Below are 23758 nucleotides of genomic sequence, written 5' to 3'. Positions count from 1 at the left end.
CAGCAACCCGCGCCTGGCGTCTCTCGCGCTCAGCGCCCTTGAGTATTCACCGCGTCAGCGCCATCCTGCCTGATCCACCACGACGGCCAGGTTTTCTTGAAGGACGCCGATGAACTCGGCGTCTCCGTCCGCGAAACCTGCTGCGGCGAGGCTCGTCTGAACGGAGGGGACGGAAAGGCGGTCGAACAAGCGTGGACCGGTTTCGCTGTCATATGTCATCCGGCCGATTGGACTCGGCAGATACCCTCGCCCGTTCCCCGCCCTCGCCAGGACCATCCGCAAGGTTTCCTTATCGGTGCGCGCCGCCGTGAACTCGAGCCCGGACAGGATTTCGACCCAGCCCCAGGCGAGGTCGAAGGCCTTCGGCGTCAGGAACTCGTCGGTCAGCCATTCCGCAAACATCGGGTGCAACAGGTCGCAGGCCGGGAGGTAATGTCGCGCCATGCCCTCGAAGGTCTGCCAGAGCGCCACGTCCTGGGCCGACCAGACCTCAGGAACGAAACACTCGACGGCCTTTTCGGAGGTCGAACGGTGCTCCTTGTGGATCGGGACATGAAGCATGCGCAGGATGACGTCAGGACGCTCGGCCTTGGCGGCGCCCAGGCAATAGGCCCAGAGGCTGAGGACGGCGGGAAAGGTGGAGAGGTTGAGGAAGGGGGCATATCCGCCCGACGGTCGCTCTGAGACCGAGAGCATCAGGTCCCTGGCGAGGTTGAACTCCGGCCCGTCGCCCCACCGTCCGAGCGTGAAGGCCATTCGAACCATGGGTTCGCACAGGGCCCGATAGGCGAACACCCGCTGCCTGAACGTTTCCGGTGTGAATTGCGCGTTCATCGCGAAGGCGGCGCCGGCCAGCATCTTGCGCACTCGTCGCACCTCCTGTTCCACCGTCTCGCCCAGGGCGATGCGGTGTTCCGGTTTCGCCAACTGCTTCTTGAGCGTGGCCACAAGAAGTTCGACGCTCAGCGGGTTCGGCCGTTGAAGCGCCGCCTGCGCCTCCAGCTTCTGCTGCAGGCCGACGAAGAAGCCGTCCGCGTCGTCGATGCGCACCACCTTGCCGCCTCTCTGGGCGATGATGTCCATGGCCGACGGGCCGGGATCGGCGCGGCTGGCCCAGAACAGCGGGTAACGGCGCGACGGCGCGCGGGTGATGGCGGCGCGAAGGGCTGCGTCCCAGTCTGACGACCAGCCGCACACGATAAGGCCGTGCTCGTCGAGGATGCGATCGAGCAGGGCGTCCTGGGCCGGACTGTAGCTGGCCAGTTCGCCTTCGGTGTTCCGCAGGCGGGTGTCCAGATAGTCGCCGTGGACCTTGAGAATGTAGCAACGCGCATGGGGAAGGGGTGCCGCGCCGGCCAGATCGTCGTCGGACCGGATGACAGTGGGCTCGATGCCCTCCGTCCGGAGCGCGCTCTCCATCAGGCGGTCGAAATTGGTGGTCACGATCACGCGCACGTAGCCGTCGCGGACGAGGCGCGCGATGGCCTTATGGGCCGGGGTCGGTAGACGGCGGCCTTCTTCCCGGTCCTCGTCGGTCGGCTCGATGTAGCTGTGTAGCAGGGCGCGGCGTTCGCCCGGGGTCTGCGCCAGGGCGTCGAGCAGGTCGGAATAGCCGGGTGCCTTGCCGAAACGCTCCTGATACCACCCCGCCCAGTCGGCTTGATCCTCCACCCCTTCGAGATGTCCGAGCCGGCGGGCGAGATCCAGGGTGATCTCCCAGCCGGTCGGGATCCGGGCACCGCGCGAGACGCCGCTTCCCAGGATCAGGGCGTAAACGCCCCGGTTTTCGAACATCGAGAAAGCGAGCGCAGTGGCAGAATCGATCATGGCGAATGATCGCCCGCGGATCGCCAGGGGTAAATGACCTTCGTTCTGGGAAGCAGAGGCCGAAGCGTTTCGCGAGGCGGCGGTGCATCAGTGGCGGGACTATGAGCTAGGTCTCCGGCCCGAACTGGCTGAAGCATGGACATACTGATCGGCCCGACCTTCGCCTTCGAGAAGACCTTGCCAACATCTACTATGCGTCAGCGCCGGACGATCAAGCGGCCGCTGTGTCCTAAGGTGCTGAGCCACTCTTAAGTGGTTTTGAGCCACTTTTAAGTGGTCCCGACAAAAAGGTGGTAGGCCCGGAGGGACTCGAACCCCCAACCAGACCGTTATGAGCGGTCGGCTCTAACCATTGAGCTACAGGCCCCCAGGACGCGACGGGACCGGCGGTCCCTGGCGCGCGGTGCGGCGGGAGGAACCGCCTAGCAGGGGTTGGCGCGGCTTGCCAAGGGGCGCGGGGTCGTCGGACGGTTTTCGGCGAATTCATGAAGATGAACGGAAACCGACGGGGAGGCGCGGACGTTGGTTCAGGTGTAAAAGGCCAAGGTTGCGGCCATGGATCGACGAACCCGTCGGTCGGGATCGTTCTACGGAGACTTCTGCATGAAACGCGCGTTCAAAACCCTGATGCTGGGCGGGGCCCTGACGGCCGCTGTCGCCCTGGGCGCGGCCGCGCCGACGATGGCCCAGACCCTGCAGCCGGGCGCGATCCAGATGATGCAGCCCGCGCCGTCGCTGAACCTGTCGGCCTATGGCGAGGTCAAGGCCGCGCCGGACATGGCCACCATCAGCTTCGGCGTCCAGACCGAGGCGGCGACGGCCCAGGAGGCCATGCGCGACAATGCGACCCGGATGATCCAGGTCATGGCCGCCCTGCGCCGCGCCGGGATCGCCGAGCGCGACGTCCAGACCTCGGGCCTGAACCTGTCGGCCCAATATGACTATGTGCAGAATGAACCGCCCAAGCTGCGCGGCTATCAGGCGGTGAACCGGGTGACGGTGACGATCAACGACCTGAGCAAGGTCGGGACCACCGCCGACGCCGTCGTCGCCGCCGGGGTCAACCAGATCGACGGCATCAGCTTCGGCCTGAAGGATTCGAGCGCGGCCGAGGATCGCGCGCGTCAGCTGGCCGTGCGCGCCCTGCAGGCCAAGGCGCAGCTGTACGCCCAGGCCCTGAACGTCCAGCTGGCCGGCATCCGCAACCTGAGCGAAGGCGGCGGCTATTCGCCCGCGCCGCCGCAGCTGTTCGCCGTGCGCGCCATGGCGATGGAAAGCCGCGACAGCACCCCGGTCGCCGCCGGCGAACTGACGGTCCGGGTCGACATCACCGGCGTCTACGACATCGCCCGCTGATCCCCGGTTCGGAATGAAGAAAGGCCCGCCGGCGACGGCGGGCCTTTTTTGCATTCGGCATGAGGGTCGATCGTTTCCCTGGGGGGAAAGGGGCGGGCGTCAGCCGGCGCGCTTGATCTCGTTATTATCGTCCAGCAGCACCACGTTCGGCGTCCACTGGCGGGCTTCTTCCTGGGGCAGCTGGCCGTAGGTGACGACGATCACCTTGTCGTTCTTCTGGACCAGGCGGGCGGCGGCGCCGTTGACGCCGATGACCCGAGAGCCGCGCGGCGCCTCGATGGCGTAGGTGGTGAACCGCGCGCCGTTGGTGATGTTCAGCACATCGACCTGTTCGTGCGGAAAGATGCCCGCCGCGTCCAGCAGGTCCATGTCGATGGCGATCGAGCCTTCGTAATCGAGGTCGGCCTGGGTCACTGTGGCGCGGTGCAGCTTGGATTTCATCAGGGTGACCAGCATGGGGCGGTCTCCGGTCTATGGCGCGGGGGCGACAGGCCCCAGCTCGCTTGCGGCTCATATAGGGATTTCCGGGACGCGCATCAATCGTCACGCGGCGCCGCAACATGGTGGATCCGGGGCGATCCGACGCGCCTACGTTGCGGGACGTTCATTTGACGGTGACCGTTCCGAGGCTATGGTGAAGCCGAGCCATTTTCGGCCCCTTGCGAGCGCGCCTTCTCCCATGAAGCAATTCTTCCTGACGGTCCTGGGTGTCTTCACCGGACTGATCCTGTTCGTCGTCGTCATTCCGGTGGTGCTGCTGACCGTGGCGATCGCCGGCTCGTCCAAGCCGACGGCGCCAGCGACCTCGGTGCTGGAGCTGGACCTGCGCGAGGGCGTCAGCGACCAGCCCTCGACCAATCCGTTCGCGGCCTTCGGCGGGTCCGGCCTGTCGGTGACCCAGGTGGTGGACGGCCTGGCCCAGGCCGAGGAGGACAAGAGCGTCAAGGCCCTGCTGATCCGCCTGCCGGAAAGCGGCATGACCCCGGCGACGGCGGACGAACTGCGCCAGGCGGTCCGCCGCTTCCGCGCCTCGGGCAAGCCGGTCATCGCCCACAGCCAGGGCTTCGCGCCCATGGGGGCGGTGATGTCCACCTATATGGTCGGGGCCTCGGCCTCGGAACTGTGGATGCAGAACACGGCCGGCTTCCAGGCGACGGGCTTCTCGGCCGATAGCATCTTCCTGGGGCGGGCGTTCGAGAAATACGGGGTGCGCGCCGATTTCGAGCAGCGCTACGAGTACAAGAACGCCGTCAACGAATACACCCAGAGCGACTATACCGGCCCGCACCGCGAGGCCATGACCGCCTGGATGACCTCCCTCTATGACAGCGCCCTGGCCAATGCGGCCCAGGACCGCAAGACGACGCCGGCGGCGCTGAAGACCGTGATCGAGGCCGGCCCCTATTCGGCCGAACAGGCTCTGGCGAACAAGTTGATCGACAAGGTTGGCCAGGTCGAGGAGGCCGAGGCCGAGATCAAGCGCCGCGCCGGCAAGGGCGCCGAAATCGTCGAGTTCGACCAATACACGTCGGACAAGGGCGAGCGGACCGGCTCGGGCAAGAACGCCATCGCCATCGTCGGCGGCGAGGGCGCCATCGTGACCGGACGCAGCGACGGCGGCGGCTTCGGCGGCGGCTCTTCGATCCATTCGGACGACACGGCCGAGGCCATCTATGACGCCATCGAGGACAAGGGCGTGAAGGCCATCGTCTTCCGCGTCTCGTCGCCGGGCGGATCGCCCGAAGCCTCGGAACAGATCCTGGCCGCCGTGCGCGCGGCCAAGGCCGCCGGCAAGCCGGTGGTGGTGTCCATGGGCGCCTATGCGGCCTCGGGCGGCTACTGGATCAGTTCGGAAGCCGACTGGATCGTGGCCCAGCCCTCGACCCTGACCGGCTCGATCGGCGTGTTCGGCGGCAAGTTCGTGATCGCTGACGCCCTGGGCCGGTTCGGCGTGGACATGCGTGAACTGACGGTCGGCGGTCCTTACGCCGACGCCTTCTCGCCGACCCAGTCCTTCACCAACAGCCAGCGCGCCGCCTTCGCCGGCTCGATGGACCGGATCTACGACGACTTCATCACGCGGGTGGCCACGGGCCGCAAACTGGAGCCGGCCCGCGTGCGCGAGATCGCCAAGGGCCGGGTCTGGACCGGCGCCCAGGCCCTGCCGCTGGGCCTGGTCGATCAGTTGGGCGGCCTGACCGAGGCGGTGGCCAAGGCCAAGGCCCTGGCCAAGATCCCCGCCGGGGAATCGGTCCGCTTCAAGCATTTCCCCAAGTCGAAGTCGCCGTGGGAAGCCCTGTCCGAGATGTTCGGGGTCCAGAGCGAGGCGGCCCAGGCCCTGGTCATGCTGGGCGGCGTCATGGCCGATCCCCAGGCCCAGGCGGTGATGCGCCGCATCGAAGGCGAGCGGATGCGCAGCGAGGGCGCGGTGGTCCTGGCCGACCAGCCGATGTTCTGAGGCCGGCAGTGACGATCCATCGCACGCAGGCTTGAAGGCGGATCCATTGACCGCGAGGCCCGATGGACCGACATTGTGGAATGGGCGTTCTTCGGGACGCCTGAAAGGATGACCCATGTTCCAGCCTGAACGTCTCGCCACCATCGGAATCGCCGCTCGCCGCCGGCCCAACGGCCTCGTGGCCTCCGTGATGTGGATCGCCGGCATGATCGCCGCCGTCGCCGCCATGGCCGTGGGCGCGGTCCTGGCCGTGTTCACCGCCGCCGCCGTCGCAGTGATCGCCCTGTTCGCCGGGGTGCTGGTCTTCCTGGCCGGTCTGGCCATGCGCGCGCGCCGCAACCTGGCGCCGCGCCGCCGCGCCGGGGATCCCGACGTGATCGAGGCGCACAAGGTGGACGGGACCTGGGTCGCCTACGGCTGGGAACGCCACGGCCGCTGAGGCCTGAAGCCATGGTTGACCTGATCCCGGCGCCCTCGCCGAACTTCGACACGCGCCGGTCGCCGCCCGACATGCTGGTGCTGCACTACACCGGCATGGAGACGGGCGAGGCCGCCCTGGCGCGGCTGCGCGACCCCGAAGCCAAGGTGTCGGCCCATTATCTGGTCGAGGAGGACGGTCGGATCTTCCAGCTTGTGCCCGAAGAACGGCGCGCCTGGCATGCCGGGGCGGGGGTCTGGCGCGGCGAGGACGACTGCAACGCCGCCTCCATCGGCATAGAGATCGTCAATCCGGGCCATGAGTTCGGCTATCGGCTGTTTCCCGAGGCCCAGATCGCGGCGGTCATCGCCCTGATCGGCGACATCCGGGACCGCTGGACCATTCCCGACAACCGCATCATCGCCCATTCCGACCTGGCGCCGGCGCGCAAGACCGATCCCGGCGAACTCTTCCCCTGGAAGCGCCTGGCCGAGGCCGGCCACGGCCTCTGGTTCGAACCGGCGCCCGAGCGGATCAAGGCCCTGGGCGGCCTGCTGCAGAAGGGCGATCAGGGAATCGGCGTGGTCGTGCTCCGCGCCGGCCTGCACAGGCTGGGCTATGGGCTGACGCCCGGCGGCGACTATGACGCCGAGACCGAAACCACGGTCCGCGCCTTCCAGCGCCACTGGCGCCCCGACCGCATCGACGGCGTCGCCGACGGCGAGACGCGGGCGCGGCTGGTCGGCCTGCTGCAACTGGCCAGCGTCGAAAGCGTCACGGGCGTGCTGGACTAGGGGTCTGTGCGGTTCTGGAAGGGGCCGAAGACGCGCAGTAGAGATATCGTGTGGGCGCGATCATCGACCTGGTAAAGGATGCGATGGCCTTCGACAGGGCGCTCTCGAACGCCTGACGTTTGACCTTCCGGCCATCGGAATGGCGTGAACTGGAGTTCGACGATAGCGCGAGTGATGCGGGCGGATCGCAAGCGCGCCTTCAGCCCGCTGCCAGGCTGAGACAGCCAACGCCGCGCGGCCAGCAGGTCGGCGCGCGCTCGAGCGGTGAAGATGACCCGATAAGGCCCGCCCATTCAGCTGAGGCGGGGTTCTTCGAGGTCTTCACCGGCTGCCCAGCGATCCAGCCACTCTAGGGCTTCGTCACCGGAAATGACGCGCCCGGCGGCGATGTCGGCATAGGCTTCGGCCAGGAGGGCGCGCTCATGGACGAGCCGACGCTCGCGCTGCTCCGCGCTTTCCGGCGTCGTCATCTTCGAGGCGGGTTCGGCCATGGGATAATGATATCCCATTTACGGCCTCGACGCATCCGTTGGTTGACCTGCACGCTGCGGCGGCGCATCTAGCCCCCGCCAGACGGCTGGGCGGTCGCGGCGGGACTTGATCTCGTCGAGGAAAGTCCGGGCTCCACGGTGAAAAGGCGGCGGATAACTTCCGCCCGGGGCGACCCGAGGGATAGCGCCACAGAAAGCAAACCTCCGGCCTCGCGAGACCGGTAAGGGTGAAAGGGTGGGGTAAGAGCCCACCGCGTGCCTGGCAACAGGGACGGCATGGCAAGCCCCGCCTGGAGCAAGACCAAATAGGGACATCGCGCGGGGTTCGCCTCGCGGGGCTCACCGCCTCAGATGTCCGGGTAGGTCGCGAGAACCGTTCAGCAATGGACGGTCCAGAGGAATGATCGTCGTCGTTCTAGGTTTCGGCCTGGGGCGGAACAAAACCCGGCTTACAGGCCGTCTGGCATTTTTTAAGGCCTATCGCGCTTCGCGCTGCTTGAGGCGGTTCTTGGGCCTATCGCGCTTCGCGCTGCTTGAGGCCGGTTTTTCTCGGGCCTATCGGCCTTCTTGAGCCCGTGGGGTGGGAAGTTGGCGCCTCCCCATTGTGCGTCGCCTGGTCCGGGTTCGGATTATCCCCGCATTTCAGCGTTCTGGCGGCGCTCCCGCAGTTTTGCGGTCGTTAACCTGTTGACGGGTCAGGGAAGGTTAGAACGCCCCACAGCCTGTGAATACTAGTCGTGTTCCGTGTATGTTCTGTATGTTCAAGCGTGCCTAAGTCGTCACATGTCAAAACATGGTTAAATCTTGGCTTCGATCCCATTGAGACCCATTTCGTCCCATGCTATCCCAGTCGCATGATTTGGGGCTGAGAGGCGGGCGCGTCGGGCGTTCGTCAGGGCATCTAGGGGCGGGCTGAAGGGCTCGATGGACAGGGCGTGTTTCTCTCGACCTACGAGAAACAGTTGGACGGCAAGCGCCGTCTCCTGATCCCTAACGATTTCCGCACGACCGAAAACGGCGCAGCCGGCGGCGTGTTCATCTTCCCTTCCATCGAGGCCGACTGTCTGGAAGCGGGCGGGGATCGCCTGTTCGCCGTCTATGCCGAGATGATCGAGTCCCTGCCGTTCGGCTCTGAAGAGCGGTCGGCGCTGGAGTGGCAGGTGATGGGCGAGCAGGTGCGCCTGGCCTATGATTCCGGCGGCCGCATCACCCTGCCGGAGGGTCTGTGCGCCGAGGCGGGGCTGGAAGACACGGTCGTGATCGTGGGTCTGAAGGACCGGTTCCAGATCTGGTCGCGCGAGAAATGGGCGGCCCGGCGCGCCGAACAGCGGGCTGCGGCCAAGGCCGGCATGGCCCAGATCGGCGCCCTGAAGCTGGCGGCCCAGATGAAGCTGGCGGCGGGAGGCGGATCGTGACCGAAGCGCCCCACGCCCCCGTCCTGTTGGCCGAGGTGATCGAGGCGTTGCAGCCCGGTCCCGGCGACGTCGTGATCGACGCCACCTTCGGCGCCGGCGGCTACGCCCGCGCCATCCTGGCGACCGGCGCCCAGGTGATCGGCCTGGATCGCGACCCGACGGTTCAGCCGCACGCCGATGCGGTGGCCGCCGCCTTCCCGGACCGGTTCCAGCTGGTGCGGACGCCCTTCTCGGGTCTGGCCCAGGCCTTCGCCGACAGCGGCAAGGCCAGGCTGGACGGCGCCGTGTTCGACATCGGCGTCTCGTCGATGCAGCTGGATCAGGCCGAGCGCGGCTTTTCCTTCATGCGCGACGGGCCGCTGGACATGCGGATGTCCGATGACGGCGCGACGGCCGCCGATATCGTCAACAGCTGGGACCACGGGCCGCTGGCCCATATCTTCAAACTGTATGGCGAAGAACGCCAGTCGGGCCGCGTCGCCACCGCCATTTTGCGCCGCCGCGTCGAACGGCCTTTCGACCGCACGCTGGACCTGGCCGAGGTGGTCGAAAAAGCCCTTGGCGGACGTCGCGGCGCGCCGATCCATCCGGCGACGCGGGTGTTCCAGGCCCTACGCATCGCGGTGAACGACGAACTGGGCGAGCTGGAGCGCGGGCTGGAGGCGGCCGAGGCGACCCTGGCGCCCGGCGGCCGCCTGGCGGTGGTCACCTTCCATTCGCTGGAGGACCGGATCGTCAAGGCCTTCCTGACCGAGCGGACCGGCAATACGCCGGCCGGATCGCGTCACGCCCCCATCGCCGTCGATCCGCGCAAGCCCAGTTTCACGCTTCAGTTCAAGGGCGCGCGCGAAGCAGGGGAGGGGGAACGCTCGACCAATCCCCGCGCCCGTTCGGCCAAGCTGCGCGCCGCCGTCCGCACCGAGGCGCCGGCCTGGGGCCGGATCGGCGGGAGGGCTGCAGCATGACCACGGCGCCCTTCTTCACCTATTCCCGCACCGCGCTGCATCGCCTGTTTGACTGGAAGGTGCGCGGCGTGCGCTGGATCGAGATCATCGGCGTGGCTTTGGTGGCCGTGATGATCGTCTCGGTCTATGCGGCCAAGGCGGCGGCGGCGCGCGAGAGCAGCCGCATCGCCCAGCTGGAGCAGGACATCCGCGAGAACGGCCAGCGGGTCCGCCTGCTGCGCGCCGAGGTCGCCCGGCTGGAGCAGCCGGCGCGGCTGGAAAGCCTGTCGCGTCAGATCGGCCTGGCGCCGGTCGAGGTGCATCGTCAAGCCAAGGAAGATCAGCTTCCTGCGCTGAAGGCTGCGCCCGCCCCGGCGCCGGCCACGCCCGCCGTTGCGCAGGCGGCCCCCGCCGAGGTCGCCGCCGCTGCGCCGGAGGCGGTGCAATGAGCGTTCAGGATCATCGCTATCACCGTCCCGCGCCGGGCGTGGACCTGCAGGGCCGGCTGTCGCCCTTCTGGCGCGGCCTGTCGGAACTGGTCTGGCGGCTGGAGCACGGATTCGAGCGGGCGCGCGCCGATGGGCGGCCCGAAGAGGACACGCGGGTCCGCATCTTCCTGATCCTGATCGTCTTCTCCTGCGTCTTCGCCGGTCTGGCCATCGGCGCCTCGTACAAGGCTCTGTTCGGCGAGGCGGGCGGCCGCTGGGCCGGGGTCAATCCCGACGCCCTGGTGCGCGGCGACCTGACCGACCGCAACGGCGAACTGCTGGCGACCAATATCGTCCACTACGGCCTCTATCTGGACCCGGCCGAGATCTGGGATCGCGACCTGGCCTTCCGTCAGCTGCGTCGCGCCCTGCCGCGATTGCAGGCGGCGCGGCTGCGCAGGGTGCTGGACGGGGATCGGCGCCTGATCGTGCTGACCGGCCTGACGCCCCAGGAGAAGGCGGCGGTTCACGACCTGGCCCTGGGCGGCGTGACGTTCGAACCGGAAGACCGCCGCGCCTATCCGCTGGGAACCTCGGCGGTGCATCTGATCGGGGATGCGGACACGGGCGGCCAGGGCGTCTCGGGCGCCGAACTGGCGTTCAACGACGAGATCCGGGCGGCGGGTCAGCGGGGCGAGAGCTTCCCCCTGTCCATCGACCTGCGCGTCCAGGGCGTGCTGGAGAACGAATTGGCCGCCGCCGCCGTCAAGAACCAGGCCAAGGGCGCGGTCGGCATCGTCACCGACGTCCAGACCGGCGAGGTCCTGGGCATGGCCAGCTGGCCGAACTTCAGCCAGTCCAATCGCGGCGCCGCGCCCGACGGGGCGACGCTGAACCGCGCCGTCTCGGGCCACTATGAGATGGGGTCGGTGTTCAAGACCTTCACCGTCGCCGCCGGGCTCGACACCGGGCGGGCCGACATGAACACCCTGTTCGACGCCTCGCAGGCCTTCCAGATCGGCGACCGCAAGATCAAGGACTTCCACGCCCAGAACCGGGTGATGACGCTGGAGGAAGTCTATCTGCACTCGTCCAACATCGGCACGTCGCAGCTGGCGGTGCAGATGGGTCCGGACACGATGCGCGACTATTTCCGCCGTCTGGGCCTGCTGGACGCCGCCGGGATCGAGCTGAAGGAATCGGCGCGTCCGGTCGTGCCGCGCCGTTGGGACAGTTCGACCCTGGCCTCGCTGTCGTTCGGCTACGGCATCATGATCACCCCGGCCCAGATGGTTCAGGCCATGGGCGCCCTGACCAACGGCGGGCGGATGGTGCCGCTGTCCCTGCGTCGCGGCGGCGCGCGCGGGGCCCAGCCGCACCAGATCGTCACCGAGGAGACCTCGCGCGCCATTCTGGAGCTGATGCGCAGCAATGTGGTCAAGGGGTCGGGCGGGTTCGCCGATGCGCCGGGCCTGCGGGTCGGGGGCAAGACGGGGTCGGCCAACAAGCTGGTCAACGGCCGCTATGATCCCAGCCGTGCGCTGGGGTCTTTCGCCGCCGTCTTCCCGGTCGATGGGCCGCTGGACGCCAAGCGCTACGCCGTCTTCATCCTGATGGACGAGCCGGGAACCTATCCCAAGACCGGCGCCTATGTGGCCGCGCCTGCGGTGCGCAATGTCGCTGACCGGATCGCCGGCTTCCTGGGCGTCGAGCGCCGCGCCGACCGCTGGCGCACGGCGACCGGCGAGAAGATTCCGGAATATCAGGACGTGCAGGGAGACGGCCTGTGAGCGCCCTGCACCTGTCCGATCTGCTGCGCCGCGACGTGGCCAGCGATCCGATCATCACCGGCGTGACCTCCGACAGCCGCAAGGTCGCGCCCGGCGCCCTGTTCGTCGCCCTCCCGGGCACGGCGGCGGACGGCCGCGCCTTCATTCCCCAAGCCCTGGCCCAGGGGGCGGCCGCCGTGCTGGCGCCGACCGACACGCCGGACAGCGCCGCGCCGGTGCTGGTGACCTCGGGCGACGTGCGCCGGGCCTACGCCATCGCCGCGCGCGGCTTCTACGGCGCCCAGCCCAGGACCTGCGTGGCGGTGACGGGCACCAACGGCAAGACCTCGGTCGCCGCCTTCTGCCGCCAGATCTGGGCCGGCCTGGGCCACAAGTCGGCCAGCATGGGCACCCTGGGCGTCGTCGGCCAGAAGGGCGACAGGACTTACGCCCTGACCGGCCCCGGCCTGACCAGCCCCGACGCCGCCGAGGCCGCGCGCCTGATGGCCGAGCTGGCGGCCAAGGACGTGACCCATGTGGCGGTCGAAGCCTCGTCCCACGGCATCGACCAGCGGCGTCTGGACGGGGTGGCGCTGAAGGCGGCGGCCTTCACCAACCTGACCCAGGACCACCTCGATTATCACGGCACGATGGACGACTATCGCGCCGCCAAGATGCGCCTGTTCGAGGCCCTGCTGCCGCGCGGGCGGACGGCGGTGCTGAACGCCGATTCCGACGCCTATTCCGCCTTCGCCGCCGCCTCGATCATGGCCGGGCTGGGCGTGATGGGCGTGGGCGAGCGCGGGCGCGACCTGGCCCTGATCGGCCGCCAGGCGACGCCGGAGGGCCAGCGCCTGACCCTGGACGTGCGCGGCGATGTTCGCGACATCCTGCTGCCGCTGGCCGGCGCCTTCCAGGCCTCGAACGCCCTGGTGGCGGCGGGTCTGTGCATCGCGGCCGGCGACCGGCCCGAGGATGTGATCAGCGCGCTGGAAGGCCTGACCGGCGCGCAAGGCCGGCTGCAACGCATCGGCGCCGAGACGGGACGCGGCGAGGTCTATGTCGACTACGCCCATACGCCGGACGGGCTGGAGACGGTGCTGACCGCCCTGCGGCCCCACGCGACCGGCCGGCTGATCGTGGTCTTCGGGGCCGGCGGCGACCGGGATCGCGGCAAGCGGCCCCTGATGGGCGAGATCGCCGGCCGCCTGGCCGATGTGGCCATCGTCACCGACGACAATCCTCGCAGCGAAGACCCCGCCTCGATCCGCGCACAGGTCCGCGCGGGCTGCCCCGAAGGCGTCGAGATCGGCGACCGCCGCGCGGCGGTCGAAGCGGCGATCGAAATGATGCGCGACGGGGATGTGGTGGTCATCGCCGGAAAAGGGCATGAACAGGGCCAGATCGTCGGCGGGACGACTCATCCGTTCGACGACGCCACCGTCGCGTCCGAGGCCCTGTCGCTGAATGCCTGAATCCACCGCCCGCCCGCTCTGGACGGCCGCCGAAGTCGCCGCCGCCACGGGCGGCGTGCTGCACGGCGACGACCGCCCGATCACCGGCCTGACCTACAACAGCCGCGAGATCGTGGCCGGCGACCTGTTTCTGGCCCTGAAGGGCGCGCGCGACGGGCATGAGTTTGCGGCGAACGCCTTTGCGGCGGGCGCTGCGGCGGCCCTGGTCGAACGGCCGGTCGAGGGCGGGGCCTATGTCGTCGTGCCCGACACCCTGCACGGGCTCGAAGCCCTGGGCGTCGCCGCGCGCGAGCGGGCGCCCCACGTCAAGCGCGGCGCCGTCGCCGGCAGCGTCGGCAAGACCAGCGTGACCCAGGCGATCAAGGCCGGCCTTGATCTGGCCGGTCCCGCCCATGCTTCGATCAAGAGCTACAACAACCATATCGGCGTGCCCCTGACCCTGGCGCGGATGCCGGTCGAGACCCGGCGCGCCGTGTTCGAGATCGGCATGAATGCTCCGGGCGAAATCGCGCCCCTGTCGCGCTTCGTCGCGCCCCACGCCGCCTGCGTCACCACCGTCGGCCCGGTCCATATCGAGGCCTTCGCCGACGGCGAGGCGGGGGTTGCGCGCGAGAAGGCCTCGATCTTCCAGGGTCTGGTTCCCGGCGGGACGGCTGTCGCGAACGGCGACGTGGCCTTCTCCGGCGTCCTGTGCGACGCGGCCAGGGCGGTCGGGGCGCGGCTGGTCGTCTTCGGGACCGATCCGGGCCACGACGCCCGGCTGCTGGACTTCCGCCCGGACGCCGAAGGGGCGGCGGTCGCGGCCGAGCTGTTCGGACAGCGGATCGACTACCGCCTGGCCCAGTCCGGCGCCCACTGGGGACTGAACAGCCTGTGCGTCCTCTTGATGCTGGATGCGCTGGACGTGGCGTTGGAGACGGGGCTTCAGGCCCTGGCCGGCTTCCAGCCGCTGGCGGGGCGGGGCCAGACGCGCACGGTCGCCGTGCCCGGCGGCGCCTTCACCCTGATCGACGAGAGCTACAACGCCAATCCCCTGTCGATGACCGCCGGGTTCAAGAGCCTGGGCGCTCGCCCGACGGCCGGCCGGCGGATCGTGGTCCTGACCGACATGCTGGAACTGGGCGACCAGAGCCATGCCCTGCACGAGGGTCTGGCCCAGCCGATCGAGGCCGCCGGTCTGGACCTGGTCCATGCGGCCGGGCCGGAGATGCGGCGCCTGTACGACGCCCTGCCAGCCTCGCGACGCGGCCTGTGGCGCGAAACCGCCGTCGAACTCGCGGCGGAGGCGTCCGCGCTGGCGGAGGCCGGCGATATCGTCATGGTCAAGGGATCGAACGGATCCAGGGCGTCCCTGATCGCCAAGGCCCTGGCCGACCTGCAAACCGCCTCTTCAAGCCCAGACGCGCCGCGCGCGACCCGATAGAGACCCCCGCATGTTCTACCTTCTGTATCTCTATTACGCCGACGTCGCGCACCAGTATCCGCTGCTGAACCTGATCCAGTACCAGACCGTCCGCGCGGCCCTGGCCCTGGCGACGGCGGCCATCGTGGCGGCCGCCATGGGCAGCCGGTTCATCAACTGGATCCGCGCCAAACAGGGCAAGGGCCAGCCGATCCGTGACGACGGCCCGGTGTCCCACCTGTCCAAGGTCGGCACCCCCACCATGGGCGGGCTGATGATCCTGGCGGGCATCGGCGTGGCGGTCTTCCTGTGGGGCGACCTGACCAATCCCTATATCTGGATCGTCTCGGGCGTGACGGCGGCCTTCGGGGTGCTGGGCTTCATCGACGACTACGCCAAGGTGACGAAACAGACCTCGGCCGGCCTGACCTCGAAACAGAAGCTGGCGGCCCAGACGGTGGTGGCGGTGATCGCGGGCGTTCTGACCGTGCTGTGGATGAAGGTCTCGCCGACCTCGCCGGGGCTCGAGACCTCGATCGCCTTCCCCTTCTTCAAGGCCGTGCTGCTGAACATCGGCTGGTTCTATGTGGCCTTCGCCGCCTTCACCATCGTCGGCTTTTCCAACGCCGTGAACCTGACCGACGGCCTGGACGGGCTGGCGACCGTGCCGGTGATGATGGCGGCGGGGGCGTTCGGCCTGATCGCCTATCTGGCCGGCAACTTCGTCTTCGCCCAGTATCTTCAGGTCCACCATGTGCCGGGCGCCGGCGAACTGGCCATCTTCTGCGCGGCCATGATCGGCGGGGGCGCCGGCTTCCTCTGGTACAATGCTCCCCCGGCCAAGATCTTCATGGGCGACACCGGGTCGCTGGCCCTCGGCGGCGCCCTGGGCGCCATCGCCGTCACGACCAAGCATGAACTGGTGCTGGGCATCGTCGGCGGCCTGTTCGTGATGGAGGCCGCCTCGGTCATGATCCAGGTCGGCTATTACAAGCTGACCAAGAAACGCATCTTCCTGATGGCCCCGATCCACCACCATTTCGAGAAGATGGGCTGGCCGGAATCGACCGTCGTCATCCGGTTCTGGATCATCGCCGGGGCGCTGGCGCTGATCGGCCTGTCGACGCTGAAGCTGAGATGAGCGGGCTCCCCCATTCTCCGTCATCCTCGGGCTTGACCCGAGGATCGGGCGTGGACCTGACTGTGCGGCCGGCCGTTCGCGCCAGCGGCGGATCCTCCGATCCTCGGGTCGAGCCCGAGGATGACGGGGGTCAGAGATGATCCCCGTTCCCGGTTTCGAGGGCAGGCGGGTCGCGGTCTTCGGCCTGGGACGGTCGGGGATCACGGCCGCGCGCGCGCTCAAGGCCGGGGGCGCGACCCCCGTCCTGTGGGACGACGGGGTTTCGGGCCGGCTTCAGGCCCAGGCCGAGGGGTTCGTGGTCGAGGATCTGACGGCCGCCGACTGGTCCGGCTTCGCCGCCCTGGTCCTGTCGCCCGGCGCGCCCCTGACCCATCCCAAGCCGCACTGGACCGTGGACAAGGCGCGCGCGGCGGGCGTGCCGGTCGTCGGCGATATCGAACTGTTCGCCCGCGCGCTGGACGCCCTGCCGGAAGGCCGGCGTCCCTGGGTGATCGCCATCACCGGCACCAACGGCAAGTCCACGACCACGGCCCTGATCGGATGGGTGCTGCAGCAGGCGGGTCTGACCGTCCATGTCGGCGGCAATATCGGCATCGGCGTCCTGGCCCTGCCGGAGCCGACGCCGGGCGCCGTCTATGTGATCGAGGTCTCCAGCTATCAGTTGGACCTGACGACCCGCTTCGCGCCCGACGCGGCGATCCTGACCAACATCAGCCCCGATCACCTGGACCGTCACGGAGGGATGGAGGGCTATGTCGCCGCCAAGCGGCGTATATTCCAGTCGCGAAAGACCGCGCCCTATGTGGGGATTGACGATCCCTACGGCTTCGCCATCTGGCAGGAACTGAAAGCGGAGGGGAGAGCTGTCGATCCTGTCTCGGTCGAGCGGCCGATGGATGACGACCTCGGCATGTATCTGATGGACGATTGGCTGACCTATAATGCGGGCGGTCGTCCCGCCCCCATCGTCGATCTGTCGAAGGCTCGTTCCTTGCCGGGTCGGCATAACGCCCAGAACGCAGCCTTCGCCTTTCTCGCCGTGAATGACATGGGCATTCCCGAGGAGACGGTGGTCAAAGGCCTGCTGACCTTCCCCGGCCTGGCCCACCGGATGGAGGCCGTCGGCCATATCGGCCACGTTCGCTTCATCAACGATTCCAAGGCCACCAACGCCGACGCCGCGCGTCAGGCCCTGGCCTCCTATCCCAAGGTCTTCTGGATCGCCGGCGGCAAGCCCAAGGAGGGCGGCATCGACGACCTGGCCGATCTCTTCCCGCGCGTGGCCAAGGCCTATCTCATCGGGGAGGCGGCCGAAGCCTTCGCCGCCACCCTCGGTGACACGCCCCACGTCATCTCAAAGACCATGGACGCCGCCGTCGTCGCCGCCGCCGCAGACGCCGCGTCCGCAGGCGGCGACCAGATCGTGCTATTGTCGCCCGCCTGCGCCAGTTTCGACCAGTACCCCGACTTCGAGGTGCGCGGCGAAGCCTTCCGCGCCGCCGTGCTGGCCCTCGGCGCAACCCCGGAGACAGCCCGATGAGCGCCTCCTACACCCCCGCCTTCTCGCGCAACGACCAGAGCCCGGTCGCCCAGTGGTTCTGGACCGTGGATCGCGGCCTGCTGGGCGCGGCCCTGGCGCTGATGGGCCTGGGCGTGGCGCTCAGCTTCGCCTCCAGCCCGGCCGCCATCCTGGCCGATGAATCGATCACCGATCCCTTCCACTATTCTTGGCGGATGATGGTCTTCTCGGGCGCGGGCCTGACCCTGATGCTGACCAGTTCGCTGCTGTCGCCGCGCGGGGTGCGGCGGATCGCCGTCCTGGCCCTGTTCGGCGCCATTGTGGTGATGATGGCCCTGCCGTTTATCGGCGACACGGTGAAGGGCGCCGCGCGGTGGGTGAATTTCGGCCCCTTCAGCCTGCAGCCGTCCGAGTTCGCCAAGCCGGGCCTGATCGTCTTCGCCGCCTGGATGTTCGCCGAGGCGCAGAAGGGGCAGGGGGTGCCCGGCGTCACCATCGCCTTCGGCTTCTACGCCCTGACCGTCTGCCTGCTGCTGATCCAGCCGGACATCGGCCAGACCCTGCTGATCACCACCACCTTCATGGCCGTCTTCTTTATGGCCGGGGTGCCGTTCAAATGGATGGCGGTCCTGGCCAGCGCCGGGATGGCGGGCCTGGTGTCGCTGTATTTCGTGTTCGGCCACATGCGCGACCGCCTGAGCCGCTTCTTCTCGCCCGAGACCACAGACACGCATCAGATCGACAGCGCAGCGGAGGCCATTCGCGCCGGCGGCCTGGTCGGACGCGGCATCGGCGAAGGGGTGATGAAGCGCCATGTTCCCGATCTGCATACCGACTTCATCTATTCGGTCGGCGCCGAGGAGTTCGGCCTGGTGCTGAGCCTGACGATGATCAGCCTGTACGCCTTCATCGTGGTGCGCGGCATGCGTCGGGCCATGAAGCTGACCGATCCGTTCGAACAGACGGCGGCGGCGGGCCTGTTCATGCTGATCGGGCTTCAGGCCTGCATCAATGTGGCGGTGAACCTGAACCTGATCCCGACCAAGGGCATGACCCTGCCCTTCATCAGCTATGGCGGCTCGTCCATGCTGGCCATGGGCCTGACCATGGGCTTCGCCCTGGCCCTGACGCGGCGCCGGCCGGGGGCCTATGAACCGGGGGCCAGCCTGTCGCGACCGGGGCGGCGGCTGCTTTAGACCCCGCCGCCGTCCAGACCCCGCCTTGTCCGGATTGACGAAAGGGCGAGGGTCAGGTTGCGTCCATGGCCGCGCACGGCCATTGTCGGTCGCGAATCCAGTCGCTGCTGCGGCGTGAGAGAAGCGTTCGAGAGTCATGGCCGAACCCGGCGATCCGACAGGCCCAGGGGCCGCGCAAGACGACCACGATCACGACGCCCATGTCGGCTTCGTCTCGCCCGCGTCGCTGGCGGGTCGTCCCAGAGCGCCAGAGCCGCAGCCCGCTGTGTCCTCCAAGCCTTTGGAGCGTGAGCCGGACCTGTTCGACCCGCCGGAACCTGCGCCGGTGTCGCCTGTGTTCGCTGCGGAAGCCCGCCCGGAGCCCAGGCCTGAACCGGGACCTTTCGATCGCACCGAGCCCTTCACCGCTGCGCGGGAAACGCGGTTTTCGGCGGGGCGCGAGCGGGCGGCCAAGGACGCTCAGCCCCCCCGACGCGAACCCGTGGGCCGCAATGCGCCGCAGACCGCGCCGATGAGCCTGTACGCCGTCTATGTGCTGATCCTGCTGGCGGTGCCGACGCTGGGCGTGGCGGCCGTTCTGGCCCTGCTGGCGGTGACGGGCCGCGACGGGCCGCAGGAGCCCGTGGCCGCCAGCCACTTCATCTATCAGCAGCGCACCCTGTGGAGCGCGGCCGTGGCCGTGGTGCTGGGCGCCCTGCTGGTGATCGTCAATATCGGCGTCTTCGTCCTGTTCCTGCTGGCCCTGTGGGTGCTGGCGCGCGGCGTCTTCGGCGTCATGCGGCTGAAGGCCGGGCGGCCGATCGACAATCCCCGCACCTGGCTGTTCTGAAAGGACGATCATGACGACCGAGCCGAACTTCACTGCAGGCCAGGAGCCGGAAGGCAAGGTCGCCGCCCTGATCGCCTGGGCCCTGTTCATCCTGTCGATCCCCAGCGCCAATGTGCTGGTTCTGGTCGGGCTGGTCGTGTCCTATGTGGCGCGGGGGACGGCTGTGGGCGTGGCGCGCCAGCATATCGAGGCCCAGATCAGCCTGTTCTGGTCGGTCTTCTGGTGGACCATCGCCGCCTGGATCGGCATCGCCGTCAGCGCCCTGGCTTCGGTGTTTCTGGTCGGCATTCCCTTCCTGCTGCTGTTCGTCCTGATCTGGTTCCTGCTCAGCGTCTGGTTCACCGTGAAGAGCGTCCTGGGCCTGATCAATCTGCTGCAGAACCGGCCGATCTGACGCGATCCGCCGATGGAACATCCCGCCTCCCAAGCTGTTGAAGGCAAAAGGGAGTTGAGTATGGGACCGTTCACGGACGCGACAGATGAGAACCGCTTCGAACAGGAGTTCGACAGCGAGACCGAGCATGGCCGGGTCTGGGCCGACTACGCCGTGCGCGGCGGGGCGCGGATGATCCTGCATGTCGAGGCCGAACAGGGATTGCGCGGCTCGGGCGCGGCCGGCCGTTTCATGCAGTCGATGGCGGAATACGCCCGCGAGAAGGGGCTGAAACTGTTTCCGCGTTGCAGCTATGCGGTGGTGTGGCACAAGCGGCATCCCGACTACGACGACGTGCTGGCCTGAAACCTTTCAGCGCGGCCGGGACGCCGCCTCCTCGCGCGAGGCGGCGGCGTTTTCAATTCAGCCGCCCGAATAGCCGCCGATGATGGGCAGGATCTCGCCGGTGATGAAGCTCGACATCTGGGGCGAGGCCAGGAAGACGTAGGCGGGGGCGATTTCCTCGGGCTGGGCCGGGCGTTTCATCACGGTCTGGGCGCCGAACTGCGACGTGGCCTCGGCGTCCTTGTCCGCCGGGTTCAGCGGGGTCCAGACCGGGCCGGGGGCGACGACGTTCACCCGGATGCCGCGCGGCGCCAGATGCGTCCCCAGCGAGCGGGCGTAGGCGTGGATGCCGCCCTTGGTCATGGAATAGTCCAGCAGGGCCTGGCTGCCCATCAGGCCGGTGACCGAGCCGGTCATGACGATGGCGCCGCCGGACTTCATGTGCGGGACCGCCGCCTTGGTCATGTTGAAATAGCCGTAGAGGTTGGTCTTCAGCGTCCGGTCGAAATGCTCGTAGGTCAGGTCCTCGAAGGTGTTGACGTGTTCCTGGAATGCGGCGTTGGGCACCAGGACGTCCAGGCGACCGAAGGCGTCCAGCGTGGCCTTGACCGCCGCCTCGGCGAAGGCCGGATCGGCGACGTCGCCCTTCAGCACCACGGCGCGGCGGCCTTCGGCTTCGACGGCGGCCTTTGTGGCTTTGGCGTCATTGTCCTCGTCCAGATGGCAGATGACGACGTCGCAGCCTTCGCGGGCGAACAGGACGGCGACCGAACGGCCGATGCCGGAATCGGCGCCGGTGATCAGGGCCGCGAAGCCCTCCAGCTTGCCCGAGCCCTTCCAGAAGGGGGCGTCGTACATCGGGGCGGGGTCCAGGGCGGCCTCGTCGCCGGGCTTGGTCTGGTGCTGTTTGGGAAAGGGCGGCGCGGGATAGGGGCGGGCGCCGGCCTGGACGGCGCCGGAGGATTCATCGCCGCCGGACTGCTGGTCCTTGGCGTCGATGTCGCGCTGGATGGCGCGTTCCTGGTCGGCGATGTCGTCGGCGCGGGCGTTGAAGCGGTCGTCCATGACGGGTCTCCTGAAGACTGGGGGGGCTTCAGGAGAGCGATCCGGGCGGCGAGCCGTTCCCCGTTTTTAGCCGACCCGGCCGACGATGGTGCGGATGGTCTCGGCCCGGGGCGGCAGGTCGGCGGCGAGGCGCGCAGCGATTTCACGCACGCCGACCGGATAGGCGTCGCCGCCCGAGGCGATGTCTTTCGCCTTTTCCGCAGCCTGGGTCAGCAGTTTCTCGAACTGTTCGATCTCCTCCAGGGCCAGGGCGTGAGCCTCGAGCTGGAGGCGTTTGACCCGTTCGGCGTTGCTCTGGGGCGCGCGCATCAGGTCATAGACGGCGGCCTCGGTTCCGACGAGCCGCAGGTCGGGTTTGGAATCGGCGCCGGTTTTCTTGGTCATGGAATCGGGTCCCCAGCAGAGCTGAGGATCGAAAATGGCGGCTGCGCCCCGGCGCGTCGAGCTTGACCGTAGCGGTTGTGGCGGCGCTGTGGCTGCCATGCATCGGTTTTCGCTGGCTTAAAGCCGGGACCTACAGTTCCGGGGCGCGGGCGGGGACCATGGCCGGGGCTGCGACCGGGGCCAGGACGCCGCCGGCGACCGCCCGCAGGGGCGAGCGCGGCGCGTGCAGGACGGCCGGGTTGACGCTGACGCCGTCCTGAACCGGGGTGACCAGGAAGCCCTTGGCGGCCAGGGCGTCGCCCGAGCGGACGCGCGAGGTCCAGACCGCGATCGGGGCGGCCAGCAGCAGCGGCAGGACGATCGGGGCGAACCAGGTGGCCAGGTCGGGGCGGACGCACAGGGGCAGGATGAAGCCGACGCCGGCGACCATCTGCCAGCGCATGGCCCGGAAGGCGTCGGACCAGGCCAGGCCGTCGGCCTCGCGCTGCTGGGTGGTCCAGCCGGTGTCGTGGCCCGACAGGATCTGGATGAAGGCCTTGGTGTTGGCGACCATCAGGATGGGGGCCAGGATGGCCGACAGGGCGATCTCGGCGGCCATGCCCTTGGCGATGGCGCGACGCCCGCCGAAGGCGCGCAACTCGGCCGGACGGCTGAGGACCAGGGCGGCGCCCATGAACTTGGGCCCGATCAGCAGGACGCCTGACAGGAAGGAGGCCAGCATGAAGGGGGTGAACTGGGGGTTCAGGATGTAGAAGAAGCTGGTCCAGTCGACCGGATAGAACATCTGGATGAACAGGCCGACCATCAGCGACGCCAGCCACAGGGGCGAGGACAGATAGGCCATGCAGCCCATGGCCAGCTGCAGGCGGCTCATCGGCGACAGGCCCTTGGCGCCGATCAGGCCCAGGTGCTGCAGATTGCCCTGGAACCAGCGGTGATCGCGGCGGATGAAGTCGGTGATCGACGGCGGGGTCTCTTCCCAGGAGCCGTCCAGGGCGGCGGTGACGTGGACGGCCCAGCCCGCACGGCGCATCAGGGCGGCCTCGACCACGTCGTGGCTCATGATGTGGCCGCCGAAGGGCTTGCGACCCTTCAGGTGGGGCAGGCCGCAGCAGGCCGCGAAGGCGCGCGTGCGGATGATGGCGTTGTGGCCCCAGTAGCTGGATTCCGAACCGGTCCAGTAGGCCAGGCCCGCAGCGGCGACGCGGCCGTACAGGCGCACCGAATACTGGGACACGCGGGCGAAGATGGTGCGGGCCTTGATGATGACCGGGGCGGTCTGGATCAGACCGACGCCGGGATTGCGCTCCATGGCGTCGACCATGCGCAGCAGGGTCTCGCCGGCCATGGTGCTGTCGGCGTCCAGGACGATCATGTTCTCATAGGCGCCGCCGAACCGACGGACCCATTCGGCCAGGTTGCCGGCCTTGCGCTCGGCGTTGTCCGAGCGGCGGCGGTAGAAGGACTTGCAGCCGGCGGCCAGGCGGAAGGCCTGGAAGACCGAACGTTCGGAGGCCGCAGCCTCTTCCTTGGTGGAATCGCTCAGCACGAAGATGTCGAATGCCGAGGCGGCGCCCAGGCGGGTCAGCGACTGGTCGATCATCGCCAGACGGGCGAAGGAGGCGCGGGCGTCCTCATTGTACAGCGGCATCAGCAGGGCGGTGCGCGTGCGCGGCAGGGCCGGGTGGGGGGCGAAGGCCAGATCGGCCTGATCCTTGCCGCGCAGCATGACGGCCAGGCCCATCAGGCCGCTGACGAACCAGCAGGAGATGGCGGTGATCAGCAGCATGAAGATGCCGAAGGCCAGCATCTCGGTCGGGTCCCAGCCCTTGCGGGCGTACAGGTAGAAGGGGGTGATGGCGGACAGGCCCGTCAGGGCCACGGTGCCGGCCAGCAGCATCAGGCGGCGCAGGGCGACCGTGCGCGGGGCGGTGGCCGGGGTCGTATCGGCGACGGCGTCGGGCGCGGCCAAGGATTGAACCGGCATGGCCAGCGGCGCCTCGTCAGGCAGCCAGGACCACGACGGCCCTTGAGCCGCCTGGTTCGTCGTCTCGAAATCAGCCTGTTCGACAGGCCGGATCGCCAGCTTGTTCATGCCGCTCTGGACGCCCCCGTGTTGACCGACCCCG

23 protein-coding genes, 1 tRNA gene and 1 other RNA gene are annotated in these 23758 nt (G+C 68.5%); 17 read left to right on the top strand and 8 right to left on the bottom strand.

From position 1 onward, the window contains the following. Positions 1 to 54 precede the first annotated feature (54 nt). Positions 55 to 1827 carry an SIR2 family protein gene (locus ACW18C_RS12475; protein WP_492071184.1) on the bottom strand — a complete coding sequence of 591 codons (1773 nt, stop codon included), beginning with the start codon at positions 1825 to 1827 and terminating at the stop codon, positions 55 to 57. A 291-nt stretch (positions 1828 to 2118) separates the two neighbouring features. Continuing rightward, positions 2119 to 2194 (bottom strand) — tRNA-Ile (locus ACW18C_RS12470). Positions 2195 to 2430: 236 nt separating this feature from the next. Here ACW18C_RS12470 and ACW18C_RS12465 point away from each other — a divergent pair. Continuing rightward, positions 2431 to 3183, top strand: coding sequence for an SIMPL domain-containing protein (locus ACW18C_RS12465; protein ID WP_492071183.1), 753 nt, complete (start codon positions 2431 to 2433; stop codon positions 3181 to 3183). Positions 3184 to 3282: 99 nt separating this feature from the next. Here the strand turns inward: ACW18C_RS12465 and panD are convergent, their stop codons facing one another. After that, a complete protein-coding gene (panD, locus tag ACW18C_RS12460) occupies positions 3283 to 3639 on the bottom strand; it encodes an aspartate 1-decarboxylase (protein ID WP_492071182.1) in 357 nt (118 codons plus the stop codon). A gap of 223 nt (positions 3640 to 3862) precedes the next feature. Between panD and sppA the strand changes: the two genes are divergently transcribed. The 3 genes from sppA (at position 3863) to ACW18C_RS12445 (ending at position 6853) form a co-directional block, all read left to right on the top strand. Continuing rightward, positions 3863 to 5641: a signal peptide peptidase SppA gene (sppA, locus tag ACW18C_RS12455; protein ID WP_492071181.1), complete on the top strand. Its 1779-nt coding sequence runs from the start codon at positions 3863 to 3865 to the stop codon at positions 5639 to 5641. Between the two features lie 115 nt (positions 5642 to 5756). Next, positions 5757 to 6080, top strand: coding sequence for a hypothetical protein (locus tag ACW18C_RS12450; RefSeq protein ID WP_492071179.1), 324 nt, complete (start codon positions 5757 to 5759; stop codon positions 6078 to 6080). Between the two features lie 11 nt (positions 6081 to 6091). Further along, positions 6092 to 6853, top strand: coding sequence for a peptidoglycan recognition protein family protein (locus ACW18C_RS12445; RefSeq protein ID WP_492071178.1), 762 nt, complete (start codon positions 6092 to 6094; stop codon positions 6851 to 6853). Here ACW18C_RS12445 and ACW18C_RS12440 read toward each other — a convergent pair. Then, positions 6850 to 7146, bottom strand: a complete 297-nt coding sequence (locus ACW18C_RS12440; protein WP_492071177.1) for a type II toxin-antitoxin system RelE/ParE family toxin — start codon at positions 7144 to 7146, stop codon at positions 6850 to 6852. The two genes, ACW18C_RS12445 and ACW18C_RS12440, sit on opposite strands and share 4 nt — an antisense overlap. Then, on the bottom strand, positions 7147 to 7344 hold the full coding sequence (locus ACW18C_RS12435; protein WP_492071176.1) for a hypothetical protein: 198 nt from the start codon (positions 7342 to 7344) through the stop codon (positions 7147 to 7149). Positions 7345 to 7422: 78 nt separating this feature from the next. Here ACW18C_RS12435 and rnpB point away from each other — a divergent pair. From rnpB to ACW18C_RS12370, 13 genes are all read left to right on the top strand, one after another. After that, an RNA gene (gene rnpB / locus ACW18C_RS12430) (RNase P RNA component class A) lies at positions 7423 to 7812 on the top strand. Between the two features lie 467 nt (positions 7813 to 8279). Next, positions 8280 to 8759, top strand: a complete 480-nt coding sequence (locus tag ACW18C_RS12425; protein WP_304934548.1) for a division/cell wall cluster transcriptional repressor MraZ — start codon at positions 8280 to 8282, stop codon at positions 8757 to 8759. Continuing rightward, positions 8756 to 9724, top strand: coding sequence for a 16S rRNA (cytosine(1402)-N(4))-methyltransferase RsmH (gene rsmH, locus ACW18C_RS12420; RefSeq protein WP_492071174.1), 969 nt, complete (start codon positions 8756 to 8758; stop codon positions 9722 to 9724). The genes ACW18C_RS12425 and rsmH overlap by 4 nt, the downstream gene beginning before the upstream one ends. Then, positions 9721 to 10152, top strand: a complete 432-nt coding sequence (ftsL, locus tag ACW18C_RS12415; protein ID WP_050771666.1) for a cell division protein FtsL — start codon at positions 9721 to 9723, stop codon at positions 10150 to 10152. The genes rsmH and ftsL overlap by 4 nt, the downstream gene beginning before the upstream one ends. Then, positions 10149 to 11921, top strand: a complete 1773-nt coding sequence (locus ACW18C_RS12410) for a peptidoglycan D,D-transpeptidase FtsI family protein (protein WP_492071173.1) — start codon at positions 10149 to 10151, stop codon at positions 11919 to 11921. The genes ftsL and ACW18C_RS12410 overlap by 4 nt, the downstream gene beginning before the upstream one ends. Further along, positions 11918 to 13375: a UDP-N-acetylmuramoyl-L-alanyl-D-glutamate--2,6-diaminopimelate ligase gene (locus ACW18C_RS12405; protein ID WP_492071172.1), complete on the top strand. Its 1458-nt coding sequence runs from the start codon at positions 11918 to 11920 to the stop codon at positions 13373 to 13375. Before ACW18C_RS12410 ends, ACW18C_RS12405 begins: the two co-directional genes overlap by 4 nt. Beyond that, a complete protein-coding gene (locus tag ACW18C_RS12400; protein WP_492071171.1) occupies positions 13368 to 14798 on the top strand; it encodes a UDP-N-acetylmuramoyl-tripeptide--D-alanyl-D-alanine ligase in 1431 nt (476 codons plus the stop codon). Before ACW18C_RS12405 ends, ACW18C_RS12400 begins: the two co-directional genes overlap by 8 nt. A 10-nt stretch (positions 14799 to 14808) precedes the next feature. After that, positions 14809 to 15918: a phospho-N-acetylmuramoyl-pentapeptide-transferase gene (mraY, locus tag ACW18C_RS12395; protein ID WP_008259852.1), complete on the top strand. Its 1110-nt coding sequence runs from the start codon at positions 14809 to 14811 to the stop codon at positions 15916 to 15918. A gap of 136 nt (positions 15919 to 16054) precedes the next feature. Beyond that, positions 16055 to 17458, top strand: a complete 1404-nt coding sequence (gene murD, locus ACW18C_RS12390; protein WP_492071169.1) for a UDP-N-acetylmuramoyl-L-alanine--D-glutamate ligase — start codon at positions 16055 to 16057, stop codon at positions 17456 to 17458. Beyond that, a complete protein-coding gene (locus ACW18C_RS12385; RefSeq protein ID WP_008262287.1) occupies positions 17455 to 18633 on the top strand; it encodes an FtsW/RodA/SpoVE family cell cycle protein in 1179 nt (392 codons plus the stop codon). The genes murD and ACW18C_RS12385 overlap by 4 nt, the downstream gene beginning before the upstream one ends. 136 nt (positions 18634 to 18769) lie before the next feature. After that, positions 18770 to 19462 (top strand): DUF4870 family protein, encoded by a 693-nt coding sequence (locus tag ACW18C_RS12380; protein ID WP_492071168.1) that lies wholly within the window; start codon positions 18770 to 18772, stop codon positions 19460 to 19462. A 10-nt stretch (positions 19463 to 19472) separates the two neighbouring features. Next, positions 19473 to 19856 (top strand): membrane protein, encoded by a 384-nt coding sequence (locus ACW18C_RS12375; protein ID WP_035309608.1) that lies wholly within the window; start codon positions 19473 to 19475, stop codon positions 19854 to 19856. 60 nt (positions 19857 to 19916) lie between these two features. Beyond that, positions 19917 to 20201 carry a GNAT family N-acetyltransferase gene (locus ACW18C_RS12370; RefSeq protein WP_492071167.1) on the top strand — a complete coding sequence of 95 codons (285 nt, stop codon included), beginning with the start codon at positions 19917 to 19919 and terminating at the stop codon, positions 20199 to 20201. Positions 20202 to 20258: 57 nt separating this feature from the next. Here ACW18C_RS12370 and ACW18C_RS12365 read toward each other — a convergent pair whose 3' ends face one another. The 3 genes from ACW18C_RS12365 to mdoH all read right to left on the bottom strand — a co-directional run bounded on the left by ACW18C_RS12365 (position 20259) and on the right by mdoH (position 23724). Continuing rightward, positions 20259 to 21245, bottom strand: a complete 987-nt coding sequence (locus ACW18C_RS12365; protein ID WP_492071165.1) for an SDR family oxidoreductase — start codon at positions 21243 to 21245, stop codon at positions 20259 to 20261. Between the two features lie 66 nt (positions 21246 to 21311). Continuing rightward, positions 21312 to 21629 (bottom strand): hypothetical protein, encoded by a 318-nt coding sequence (locus tag ACW18C_RS12360; protein ID WP_008263590.1) that lies wholly within the window; start codon positions 21627 to 21629, stop codon positions 21312 to 21314. 130 nt (positions 21630 to 21759) lie between these two features. Then, the gene (mdoH, locus tag ACW18C_RS12355) at positions 21760 to 23724 is read right to left on the bottom strand and encodes a glucans biosynthesis glucosyltransferase MdoH (RefSeq protein WP_008262960.1); all 1965 of its coding nucleotides are present in this window, start codon (positions 23722 to 23724) and stop codon (positions 21760 to 21762) included. Positions 23725 to 23758: the final 34 nt, after the last annotated feature.

The sequence above is a fragment of the Brevundimonas sp. FV1ye7S genome (assembly GCF_058680995.1).
Note: the sequence above shows the minus strand (reverse complement) of the source record. Positions and strands in the feature narration are given on the sequence as shown.